The organism is Nocardia colli, assembly GCF_008704205.1.
Taxonomy (GTDB): Bacteria; Actinomycetota; Actinomycetes; order Mycobacteriales; family Mycobacteriaceae; genus Nocardia; species Nocardia colli.
The window spans coordinates 70861-83690 of sequence record NZ_VXLC01000043.1 but is presented as its reverse complement, the minus strand read 5'-3'; the positions used below and the strand labels follow the sequence as shown (position 1 = coordinate 83690).

At 68.0% G+C, this 12830-nt stretch carries 2 protein-coding genes (1 of these 2 running past the window's edge); both read left to right on the top strand.

Features of this window, described 5'->3' with window-relative positions:
- The coding region (locus F3087_RS43570; RefSeq protein WP_150408070.1) for an amino acid adenylation domain-containing protein at positions 1-8321 on the top strand (8321 nt) is incomplete at its 5' end.
- Positions 8321-12830: the start of a non-ribosomal peptide synthetase gene (locus tag F3087_RS43565; RefSeq protein WP_150408069.1), read on the top strand. Its footprint extends 20753 nt past the window's final position; 4510 of the gene's 25263 nt are visible here — the first part of the coding sequence; it begins with the start codon at positions 8321-8323; the stop codon falls past the right edge of the window. The genes F3087_RS43570 and F3087_RS43565, both read left to right, overlap by 1 nt.

The window sequence follows — 12830 nt, the reverse complement described above, 5'->3', positions numbered from 1 at the left end:
ACATCTACGCCGACCTGCTCGGCGTGCAGCGCGCCGGCCTGGACGACGACTTCTTCGCCCTCGGCGGCAACTCGCTGACCGCCACCCAGGTGGTGGCCCGGCTCGGTGCCGCTCTGGACGCGGACCTACCCGTGCGTGCGCTGTTCGATGCGCCGACGGTAGCGGCGCTGGCCGACTACGCCGAAGCCCAGCGTGGTTTCGGCGGCCGTGCGGCACTGCAACCGCGACCCCGGCCGGAGCGCATCCCGCTCGCACCCGCCCAGCAGCGCATGTGGTTCCTCAACCGATTCCTGGCGGACGAGCAGACCGGACCCGGCGACGCCGTCGACAACATTCCCGTCGCCCTCCGTCTGACCGGTGTCCTCGATATCGCCGCGTTGACCGCGGCACTGAGTGATGTGGTGCAGCGGCACGAGACGCTGCGCACCGTCTACCCGGACAGCCAAGACGGTCCCGAGCAAGTGATCGTCCCTGTCGCACAGGCAGTTCCGGATCTGCACGCCGAACAGATCACCGAGGAAGCACTGGCCGGCCGGCTGAGCCAGCTGGCGTCGGCCACCTTCGATCTCACTCGTGAAATGCCGATGCGGGCAGCGCTGTTCGCCATCTCTGCCGACGACCACGTGCTGGCGATTGTGCTGCACCACATTTCAGCGGACGGCTTCTCGCTGGGCCCCTTGTCCAGCGATCTGATGACCGCTTACGCCGCCAGGCGGGAAGGCATACCACCCACCTGGGACGCGCTGCCGGTGCAATACGCCGACTACTCCCTGTGGCAGGCCGATTTCGCGCACACGGACCGCCAACTCGACTACTGGCGACACACCCTCGACGGTCTACCCGACCAACTGGACCTCCCCGCCGACCGCCCACGACGGGCGGTGGCATCGCATCGCGGCGCAACCCACCGGCTCCGGATCGACTCCGACTTGCACAGCGAGCTCGGCGAATTGGCCCGCAAACGCGAGACCACCCTGTTCAGCACCGTGCACGCCGCACTCGCCGTGCTGCTCGCCCGGCTCTCCGGCAGCACGGACATCGCCATCGGCACCCCGGTGGCCGGTCGCGGCGTCGCCGCGCTGGATCGACTCGTCGGCATGTTCGTCAACACCCTCGTGCTGCGCACCCAGGTCGACTCCCGGACCCGGTTCGAGACCCTGCTGGATACCGTCCGCGACCAGGACATCGATGCATTGTCGCAGGTAGATGTCCCGTTCGAGCGGCTCGTCGAACTGCTCGCCCCGACGCGTGCCCAGAGCCGCCATCCCCTGTTCCAAGTGGCGCTGACCTTTCAGAACTTCACCCTGCCCCGGTTCGACCTGGCCGGCCTGCGCGCACAACCCTGCGAATTCGACGCTGCCGCAGCCAAATTCGATCTGCAATTCACGGTGGTCGAGGCGATCGATCAGGGTGGCCGGGCAGACGGCATGGACATCGAGATCACCTATGCCACCGACCTTTTCGATCCCGAGACGATCGCGGTCCTCGGCCGCCGCTTCACCCAGGTGCTGGCCGCCATCGCGGCCGACCCGACCGTGGTACTCGGCGACATCCAGTTGCTCAGTGCCGAGGAGCAGCATCGGGCGCTGCACGAATGGGCGAGCACCGGTGCGGATACGGCCGCCGTCGGCACTCTCGCGGACAGGTTCGCACAGGTCGCCGCGTTGGATCCGGTGGCCGACGCGGTTCGCGCCGGTGAACGCACGCTGAGCTACGCCGAGCTCGACGAGTGGTCCAATCGCCTGGCTCGTCGACTGATCGCCGCCGGCGTCGGTCCGGAAACGCTGGTGGCGGTGGCGTTGCCACGCTCGGTGGAATTGGTCGTCGCGCTGCTCGCCGTGGTCAAGGCGGGCGCCGGCTATCTGCCGATCGATCCGAACTACCCCACCGACCGCATCGAGTACATCCTGGACGACGCCCGTCCGATCTGCGCGATCACCAGCGCTACCACGGAATTGGCGCGTGGCTGGTTCGGCGGACCGGTGATCGACATCGACGCGACGCACTCGGTAACCGCGGACAGCGCACCCATCACCGACGCCGACCGCCGCGCGCCACTGCATCCCGCTCAGGTCGCCTACGTCATCTACACCTCCGGATCGACCGGAAAGCCCAAAGGTGTTGTCGTCCCGCACCGCAACGTGCTGCGCCTGCTCGACAACACCCAGCGGCAGTTCGATTTCGGCCCGTCGGATGTGTGGACGATGTTCCATTCCTACGCCTTCGATTTCTCGGTCTGGGAGCTGTGGGGTGCGCTGCTGCACGGCGGCACCCTGGTCGTGGTCGACTACTACACCTCCCGCTCGCCGCAGCAGTTCCGCGAACTGCTGATCGCGGAGCGGATCACGGTGCTCAACCAGACTCCGTCGGCGTTCTACCAGTTGATCGCCGCCGACCTCGCCGCGGCAGACGCCGCCCAATTCGCTTTGCGGCACGTCATTTTCGGTGGCGAGGCCTTGGAACCGCAGCGCCTGACCGGATGGTTCGACCGTCATCCGGACGGTCCGCGCCTGGTGAACATGTACGGCATCACCGAGACCACGGTGCACGTGTCCTTCCGTCCCATCGACGTGAACACCGGGTCGGCCAGCGTAATCGGCGGTGCGATACCGGGATTGGCGATCCGGGTCCTCGACGACCGGTTGCGGCCGGTGCCGGTCGGCGTACCCGGCGAGATCTATGTCTCCGGTGGGCAACTCGCGCGCGGCTACCTCGGCCGCCCCGCATTGACCGCCAGCCGGTTCGTCGCCGATCCCTATGCCGACAATGGTGCACCGGCCTATCGATCCGGCGACCTCGCCCGCTGGACCGCCGCCGGCGACCTGGAGTACCTCGGCCGCGCCGACCAGCAGGTGAATCTGCGCGGCTTCCGCATCGAACTCGGTGAGATCGAGGCCGCACTGCTCGACGATCCCGCCATTCGCGAGGTGGCGGTGGTGGTCCGCGCCGATCTGATCGACGAGCCACGCATCGTCGCCTACACGGTGGCCGAAGACGATCTCGATGTCGCGGGATTGCGCCAGGCCCTCGGACATCGGCTGCCGGAACATATGGTGCCTGCCGCGATCGTCTCGGTGCCCCGAATCCCCCTGACGGTGAACGGAAAACTCGATCGCGCGGCCCTGCCCGCGCCGGTGTTCGAGTCGACCGGTTATCGCCGTCCGGCCACGATGGCCGAGCAAATTGTGGCTGCGGTCTTCGCCGAGGTGCTGGGTTCGGACGCGACGGTGGGCGCGGACGACGACTTCTTCGCCCTCGGCGGCAGCTCGCTGCTGGCGGCCAAAGCGGTCGCGCGCATCGGTGCCGCGCTGGATCGAACGATCGGCGTTCGCGCCCTGTTCGAAGCGCCACGGGTCGCCGATCTCGCCGCCCTCGTGAGCACCGCCACGGCAGGTACCGCCCGGCCTGCACTGGTGGGAGGCGCACGCCCGGAGAGGATTCCGCTCTCGCCCGCGCAGCAGCGGATGTGGTTCCTGAACCGATTCGATCGAAACTCCGTCGCCTACAACATCCCACTGGCCCTTCGACTGTCCGGTCAGCTGGATGTCGCGGCGTTGCAGGCGGCCGTCGGTGACGTGATCGGCAGGCACGAATCGCTGCGCACCCGGTATCCGGAGCGGGACGGCGTGCCGGTGCAGCTGATTCTCGGAGCCGCCCAGGCAGTTCCATCGCTGTGGCCCGTCGCTGTGACCGAATCCGAGCTGCCACACCGCATCCGCGAGCTCGCCGGCTTCACCTTCGACGTGACTACCGAAGTGCCCGTACGCATGCGCCTGTTCCACCTGAGCGACTCTGTTCGCGGCGATGACGGAGCGCGCCGAGGCGAGTTCGTCCTGGCTGCGGTCCTGCACCACATCGCCGCGGACGGATCATCGGTCGTGCCGTTCGTGCGCGATCTGATGGTCGCGTACACCGCACGGCTGGATGAGTGCGCTCCTGGTTGGCCGCCGACCGCCGTGCAGTACGCGGACTACGCGCTGTGGCAACACGCGCTGCTCGGTGCCGAAGACGATGCCGAATCGTTTGGTGCGCAACAGCTCCAGTTCTGGTCGGCGACGCTGGCCGGACTGCCCGATCAGCTGACGCTGCCGACGGACCATCCCCGTCCCGCACGGCAAAGCCTGCGCGGCAAGAAAGTCCGCTTCGCGGTGGACGCACAGCTGCACACCGATCTCGTCGCACTCGGCCGCAAACACGGCGCGACGCTGTTCATGGTGGTGCACGCCGCCTTCGCGGCCCTGCTCGCGCGATTGTCCGGCAGCGGGGATATCGCCGTCGGCACGCCGATCGCGGGTCGCGGCATGGCCGAACTCGACGACGTCATCGGAATGTTCGTCAACACCTTGGTATTGCGCGCCCACGTCGCGGCCGATGAGCCGTTCGACGCCCTGCTGCAGCGCGTGCGCGCGGTGGATGTCGCGGCGTTCTCACACGCGGACGTGCCGTTCGAGCGACTGGTCGAGGTGCTCAACCCGACCCGGTCGACAGCGCGGCATCCGCTGTTCCAGGTCGGCTACTCGTTCCAGAATCACGAGCGCGGCACCTTCGAGCTTCCCGGCCTCGACGTGCGGGAGATCGAATTCGACAGCGAGGTAGCACAATTCGACCTCCATCTGTTCGCCGTCGATCACTACAGCGCGGACGGGATGCCCGAAGGCGTCGATCTCACCTTGGGCTATGCGACCGACCTGTTCGAGGCCGAGACCGCCGAGCGGATCGTCGCCCAGCTGTGTCGCCTGCTCGAATCCGTGGCGGCCCAACCCGACGTCGTCGTCGGCGACATCGATGTGCTCGGTGCTGCCCGGAACCAGGTACTGCACCGGTGGAACGACACCGCGGCTCCGGTCGAGTCGGTGACGCTGGCGGACCTGATCGACGCGCAGGTCGCACGGACGCCGCAGGCGGTGGCGCTGATCGACGCGGCAACGGGATATGAGCTGACCTACGCGCACTTCGACGCACGAGTGAATCGTCTGGCGCGCAGGCTGATCACGATCGGCGTCGGTCCGGAGACGACGACGGTGCTTGCGATGCGACGCTCGATCGACCTGGTCGTCGCCATGTATGCCGTGATCCGCGCCGGCGGCGCCTACGTTCCGATCGACCCCGACCACCCCGTGGATCGCATTGTCTACATCGTAGATACCGCCGCCCCGGTGGCGATCCTGACCACCGCACGGGACGGCCTGCCGATCGAAACATGCATTCCTACCTTGGAAGTCGACCGCGTAGACCGCACCGGCATCCCGGCGACAGCACTCGACGATGCGGCCCGCATCCGCCCACTGCGCCCCGATCATGCGGCCTACCTGATCTTCACGTCCGGCTCGACCGGTCGACCGAAGGGCGTGTCCGTCCCGCACTCGGCGATCGTGAACCAACTCGCTTGGCTGCGGACCAATTTCGCGCAGGGCCCGGCCGACCGTGTCCTGCTCAAGACTCCGGCCACCTTCGACCTGTCGGTCTGGGAGTTCTGGTCTCCACTGGTGACCGGCGGTCGCCTGGTCGTCACCGAGCCAGGCACGGAACGAGATCCGGATCGACTACGCGACCTCATCGACCGGCACGGCGTCACGATTCTGCACGCGGTGCCGTCGCTGATCGGCATGCTCCTCTCGACGGCATCCGAGCTGCCCGCCTCTCTCCGCCAGGTACTCGCCATCGGCGAGGCCTTACCGCCCGCGACCGCGCTCGAGTTCCGGCGTCGCACGTCGGCGCGGCTGTTCAATCTCTACGGTCCCACCGAAGCCGCTGTGTCGATCACGGCATACGAAGTGGATGCCGATCCAGCGCACACGGTCCCGATCGGCTCACCAGCCTGGAATAGCCGGGTCTACGTGCTCGACGCGCGACTGCGGCCGGTACCGGTCGGCGTTCCCGGTGAGTTGTATTTGGCTGGAGCTCAATTGGCTCGCGGTTACCAGAGCCGACCTGGACTGACCGCGGACCGGTTCGTTGCCGATCCGTATGCCGGCGGCCGGATGTACCGGACCGGCGACATCGTGCGCTGGCGTTCCGACGGCACCCTCGAATACCTGGAGCGCGCGGACTTCCAGGTGCAGATCGGTGGATTCCGGATCGAACCAGGCGAGGTGGAGACCGCGCTGCGGCGGCAGCCCGGAGTGCATGCCGCGGTCGCGGTGGCGCGAGCGGATGAACGGGCCGGCGCACGCCTGATCGCCTATGCCGCTGTGTCGGCGCAGGATTCGCGGAATCGGGCCGAGCTGCCGGCGATCCTGCGGGACGCGCTCGCGGGTGAGCTGCCGACCTACATGGTTCCCGCCGCGGTCGTGGTGCTGGAAACGCTGCCGCTCAACGTCAATGGCAAGGTCGACCGAGCCCGGCTGCCCGAACCGGTATTCGCCGAGGCCGCCTTCCGGGCTCCGAGCACCGAGTTGGAGAAGGTCGTCGCGGCCACCTTCGGCGACGTGATCGGCACCGGCACAGCAGGACTCGACGGCCACTTCTTCGCCATGGGCGGCAACTCGCTGATGGCGACTCGGTTGGCCGCCAGATTGAGCGCCGCACTGGGCATGCACGTGCCGGTGTCCGCGGTATTCGAGGAACCGACGGTCGGTGGGCTGGCCGAGCACCTCGCGACTCTCGACGACAGCGATGCGCGACCCGCACTGGTGCGGCGGAACGACCCGGCGCCGGCGGCGTTGTCGCCCGCACAGCAACGGATGTGGGTGGTCAACCGGCTGGCACCGGATTCCGCCGCCTACAACATCCCGACGGCACTGCGCCTCACCGGCGAATTGAACCTGGCCGCACTGAGAGCGGCGCTCGAAGACATCCTCGATCGGCATGATGCCCTGCGTACCCGGTATCCGGACACGGGCGACGGACCGGTGCAGGAGGTGCTCCCGGTCACCGATCTGGCTTTCGACCTCACCCCGGTACCGGTAGCGCAGGCGGACATCGCAGAACGTATCGCCGAATTCGTCTCCATCGCTTTCGATATCACGAAGGCGCCACCGGTTCGTGCGGCACTCTTCGCGGTGGCCGCCGATGAGCATGTGCTCGTCGTCGTACTGCACCACATCAGCGCCGACGGCTACTCCGTCGCGCCGATGACCCGGGACCTGATGCGTGCCTACGTCGCCCGTTCGGCCGGCCGAACACCCGACTGGGCACCGCTGGACATCCAATACGCGGACTACAGCAGCTGGCAGCACGAACTCCTCGGCTCCGAACACGATCCGAACAGCCTCGCCGCCCGCCAACTCGCTTACTGGAAACGCGAATTGGCCGGAGCGCCCGAACTGCTCGCGTTGCCCACCGACCGGCCCCGACCAGCCCGCCGCGACATGCACGGCGCGACCATCGAATTCGACGTCGATACCGAACTCACCGGCAGGCTGGACGAACTCGCGCGGGACCACGACACGACGCTGTTCACCGTGGTCCACGCCGCGTTCGCGGTACTCCTCGCCAAACTCGCCGGAACCACCGACATCACCGTCGGCGCTCCCGTCGCCGGGCGCGGCGCTCGTGAACTGGACGACCTGATCGGGATGTTCGTCAACACGGTGGTGCTGCGCACGGAGGTAGACCCGCGCACGAGCTTCCGCGACCTGCTGCGCCAAGCACGCGAGCGGGACCTGGCGGCGCTGTCGCACGCGGACGTCCCGTTCGAGCAGGTGGTCGAGGCGATCGGCCGCCCGCGGTCCAGCGCCTACCCGCCGCTGTTCCAGGTGCTGTTCACCTTCCAGAACCTGCCGACCGGCGCCGTCGCGCTACCGGGCCTGGACGTCGAGGCTCTCGATCTCGGCCTCGATGAAGCGAAGTTCGACCTTCAGCTCACCGCCGTCGAATTGTTCGACGCCGATGGTGCTCGAGCTGGCCTGAGCATGCGATTCGGTTACGCGACAGACATTTTCGACGCCGCGACGGTTCGCTCCTTCGCCACGCGGCTGACGCAGGTGCTGACCGCAGTCGCCACCGACCCCGCGATCGCGATCCGCGCAATCGACATCCGCGCTGCGGCGCAACGACAACCCCAGCCCACGCCGGCAGATCTGCCCGCGCTCATCTCCGCCGCCGCCCGCGTCGACCCGGACGCCGTCGCTTTCACCCACGGCGACCGGACGATCTCCTATCGCGAACTCGACGCGAAACTGACGACCGCCGCGAAGGCGATGGGTGCCGCCGCGAAACCCGAAGCCCTGATCAACATTTCACTCGCCGGGCTGGTGCCCGGCATCCTCGCCGCCCTCGGTGGCGGCGGTCTCGCGGCCTTGCTGCGGACCCTGCTGGCCGAGGTGCGTGCGGTGCTCGCCGACTCGGCGTCGGTAGTCGATTCGGAAGGAAACAGCTGATGTCCCACACAGATTCGGTTACACCCGACGGACTCGGCACCAGATCAGCGCTCGGTGGGCATGCCGCGCTGCGCCGTGCGTACGGAGTCGACGACCTGCCCGGGTTGATCGAGACCGTCGCCGGGCTCGAGCCGGACCGGGTCGCGTTGCGCCACAACAACCTGACCGTCACGTACGAGGTGCTCGCCAACGAATTGGCGCTGCTGGCCGAAGCGATGGGCGACAGCCTGGGCGCGGCGGCACTGGTGCCGGTCGTGGTGTCGAGTCAGCTGCCCGCGCTGCTGGAATCAGCCGACGGAGCATTGGGCACGGTGCTGACCGAGCTGCTGGACGATGCGCTGGCCGCGGCCCGGAGCGTGCTGTCCGTCGAGCCGCCGCCGGTCGAGACGCTGGTCAGCGAATTCGAGCGGCAGGTGCGCAGCACTCCGGACGCGGTGGCGCTCGAATACGCCGGCGCGACGCTCACTTACGCCGAGTTCGACGGCAGGGTGAATGCGCTGGCCCACCGGCTGATCTCGCAGGGCGTCGGCCCGGAGGCATTGGTGGGATTGGCTGTTCGCCGCTCGTTCGACCTGCTGATCGGCATGTACGCGATTCTGAAAGCGGGCGGTGCATATGTGCCGATCGATCCCGACCATCCCGTGGAGCGGATCGCGTATGTGCTCGAGGTCGCGCGCCCGGTCCTGGTACTGACCACGACCCGCGATCATCCGGAGTTGGGCGAGGTTGCGACTCTCGACATCGACGAATTCGACAGCAGCTCAGACCAATCAGCGGCTGACGAATCCGTGCGACTGAGCGCGGACAACACCGCGTACGTCATCTTCACCTCCGGTTCGACCGGCCGCCCCAAGGGGGTCGCCGTGTCGCATCGGTCGATCCTGGCCAACCTGCGCTGGCGGCAGCGTCGGTACCTGCTGCGAGCGGACGACGTCGTCTTGCAGAAGACGCCGTTCACCTTCGATGTCTCGGTGTGGGAGTTCTTCTGGCCGTTGCAGATCGGCGCGCGGCTGGTCATCGCCGCTCCGGACGAGCATCGCAGCCCCGCGTACCTCGCCCGGATCATCGCCGAAAGCCGGGTCACCGTCGCTCATTTCGTGCCGTCGATGCTGGCGGTGTTCGCCGATGAGCCGGCGGCGGAAACGGCAGTGGATTCGCTGCGCCTGGTCTTCGCCTCCGGCGAGGCCCTTCCGGCGGCGACCGCCGCCGCGTTCCGCGATATCAGTGGCGCCACGCTGCACAACCTGTACGGCCCCACCGAGGCCGCGGTCGACGTAACCGCGCACGAGGTCACCGGTGCCGACGTGACCAGCGTGCCGATCGGGACACCCGCGGACGACACCGACCTGCTGGTGCTCGACGACAATCTGCGCCCGGTGCCCACCGGCGTGGTCGGTGAGCTCTACCTCGCAGGTGTGCAGCTCGCCCGCGGCTATGTGGCGCGGCCCGGCATCACGGCCGAGCGGTTCGTCGCCAGCCCGGAGGGACCGGTGGGGGAGCGGCTGTACCGGACCGGCGACCTGGTGCGCTGGGTGGCCGGTCGCGACGGCGGACCGGATGAACTGGAATACCTGGGCCGCACCGACTTCCAGGTGAAGCTGCACGGCCTGCGGATCGAACTGGGTGAAGTCGAGGCGGCACTGCTGCGGCATCCACGGGTCACGCAGGCTGCGGTCGTACTGTACCGGCAGCACAACAGCGATCATCTGGTCGGCTACGTGGTGGGCAGTGGAGTCATCGATCCGGTTGCGGTGCTGACCTCCGTGCGGCGGGAACTGCCGGAGTACATGGTGCCGTCGCTGGTCACCGTGCTGGACGCGATGCCGTTGAACGTCAACGGCAAACTGGACCGCCGCGCCCTGCCGGAACCCGAATTCGGCTCTGCTGCGGCCACTTATCGTGCACCGGAGACGGCCGCCGAGGTTCAGGTGGCCGGGATCTTCGCCGGCCTGCTCGGCCTCGACCGGATCGGCGCCGACGACGATTTCTTTGCGCTGGGCGGGAATTCGCTCATCGCGACGCGCGCCATCGCTCGCATCTCGACCGCGCTCGGGGTAACCATCGACGTGCGGGACTTCTTCGATCGACCGACCGCGGCCGCGATCGCGGCCGCGGCCCAGCACGGCGTCGATCGCCCACCGCTGGTGGCGGGGGAACGGCCGGAGCACATTCCGCTGTCGCCACCGCAGCGGCGCATGTGGTTCCTGAATAGATTCGGCACCGACACGGAATCCGCCCGCGCATTCGATACCGCTGCGGTGGACAACATTCCGGTGGCGTTGCGGCTGCGCGGCGAGCTCGACGTGGCCGCGCTCTCCGCGGCGATCACCGATCTGGTTGCGCGACACGAAGTCCTGCGCACCGTCTATCCGCACACGGTGGCCGGGCCCGCGCAGCTGATCCGCCGGGTGCACGCGGTGTTCGACCTGACACCGTCCGAAGTGCCGGAGCACAAGCTGGCGGACGCGATCCTGGTGGTCGCGTCCCAGGGCTTCGACGTCGCCGAAGAGATCCCGGTTCGGGTACGCCTGCTGCGTTGCGGGCCGGCCGATCACACGCTGGTGCTGGTCGTGCATCACATCGCCGCCGACGGCGTCTCGCTGGGCCCGCTGGTGCGCGACCTCGGCACCGCGTATGCCGCACGCCGCGCCGGACGTGCCCCCGGCTGGGCCCCGCTCGCGGTGCAGTACGCGGACTACGCGCTCTGGCAGCAGCAGGTGCTGGGCGACGAGGCCGACCCGGATTCGGCGGCGGCCCGCCAGCTGGCGTTCTGGCGGACCGAACTGGCAGACCTTCCCGCGCAGCTGGATCTGCCCGCCGACCGGCCGCGGCCCGCGCGGGCGTCCTATCGCGGCGCGACCCAGGAATTCCGCCTCGACGCGGAGCTGCGCGCGGCGATCGAGGAGGTCGCTGCCCGCTGCCAGGCGACGCCGTTCATGGTCCTGCACGCCGCGCTGGCCGCACTGCTGGCCCGGCTGTCGGGTACGACCGACATCGCGATCGGCACGCCGGTGGCCGGCCGCGGCGATGCCGCGCTGGACGACCTGGTCGGGATGTTCGTCAACACCCTCGTGCTGCGCACCGAGATCAGCGGCGCGGCGACCTTCGCCGAGCTGGTCGGGCAGGCCCGCGACCGAGACCTGCGCGCGTTCGCCCACGCCGGCATTCCGTTCGAGCGCCTGGTCGAGGTGCTGAATCCGGCCCGATCCCAAGCCAGGCATCCGCTGTTCCAGGTGGCGCTGTTCATGCAGAACCTGGGACCGGTCACTCCGGATCTGCCGGACCTGGTCACCGATCCGGTCGACTTCGATCCCGGCTTCGCCAAATTCGACCTGCAACTGACGATCTCGGACGCCGATGCGGAGTACCGCGCCGAATTCACCTATGCGACAGATCTGTTCGACGCACCGACGGTGCGGGAGTTCGCGGCCAAGCTGGTCCGGTTGTTACGCACGGCGGTGGCCGAACCGCAGACACCCGTCGGCGACATCGCCCTGCTCGATGCGGGCGAATTCGACTATGTCACCGCGAGTTGGAATGCCAGCGGTCACAAGGTTCCCGACCGCTTCCTGCACGAGGGCTTCGACAATCAGGTCAGGCGTACGCCGAATGCCGTTGCTGTGCAGACGGATTCGTTGCAGATGACCTATACCGAGCTGTCCGATCAAGCCAACCGTATGGCCAGGATGCTCATCGAATCCGGCGTCGGTCCGGAATCGCTGGTGGTGCTGGCGATGCCGCGCTCGATCGAGCTGGTCGTCGCCATGTACGCGGTCGCGCGGGCCGGCGGGGCGTATGTCCCGGTGGATCCCGCGCATCCGGACGAGCGGATCGGGCACATTCTCGATACGGCCCGGCCGCACTCCGTACTGACCACGCGTCTCGCCGGATTCGTGCTCCCTGCGACGGTTCCCGCTGACGTGACCGTGCGGCACGTAGATGAACTGGACCTGTCGGCGTACTCCGCCGCCAAGATCAGCGAGCGTGAGCGGCGCGCCCCGCTGCACCCGGAACACCCCGCGTACGTGATCTTCACGTCCGGCTCGACCGGCAAGCCCAAGGGAGTGTCGGTCAGCCATCGTGCCATCGCCAACCAACTGGCCTGGATGCACGCCGAATATCGCCCGCGTACCGGCGATATCTACTTGCAGAAGACCGCGACCACCTTCGACGTATCCCTCTGGGGATACTTCCTCCCGCTGCGCGCCGGCGCCACATTGCTACTCGCCACACCGGACGGCCACCGCGATCCGCGCTACCTCGCGGAAACCATTGCTCAGCACGGCGTCACACTCACCGACTTCGTTCCCGCCATGCTGTCCGTCTTCGCCGCCCACGCGCTGCCCGGCGAACTCGACTCCCTGCGTGACGTTTTCGTCATCGGCGAAGCGCTGCCACCGGAGACGGTGGCCGCGTTCCAAGCGATGAGCGACGCCGGATTGCACAATCTCTACGGACCCACCGAGGCCGCGGTCTCGATCACCTACCGCGAGGTGACCACCGACGACA